General features: G+C 41.3%; 1 protein-coding gene. It reads left to right on the top strand.

Annotation, left to right across the window (positions count from 1 at the left end):
• On the top strand, positions 1 to 239 hold a 239-nt coding region (locus NE473_RS32170; protein WP_256265728.1), incomplete at its 5' end, for a DUF3592 domain-containing protein.
• Positions 240 to 288: the final 49 nt, after the last annotated feature.

Here is a 288-nt window from a genome sequence, read left to right as displayed (position 1 = left end):
ATGATAAGGACCAATATTACATCATCTACAATTATTCCTATGAGGTAGATGGTATCACCTACCATGCATCGGACTGGAATCACCGGGAATTTCAGGACTATCAGAGCTATCAAAGGGATATAGAGGAATCCCAGGAATGGATTGGCACCACGAAAACGGTTTATTATCATCCGGAAGATCCTTCGGAGTATTCGTTTTCCTCTAAAAATTTTAAAGAGTCTGTTTCCGAAACAAACTAGGTTGTGGGCGTTATCGTTGTTTTGTGTTCGGTGATAGTACTGCCCTGGA

Origin of the sequence: Hungatella sp. SL.1.14, from assembly GCF_024460495.1 — a bacterium.
GTDB lineage: Bacteria > Bacillota > Clostridia > Lachnospirales > Lachnospiraceae > Hungatella > Hungatella hathewayi.
Note: the sequence above shows the minus strand (reverse complement) of the source record. Positions and strands in the feature narration are given on the sequence as shown.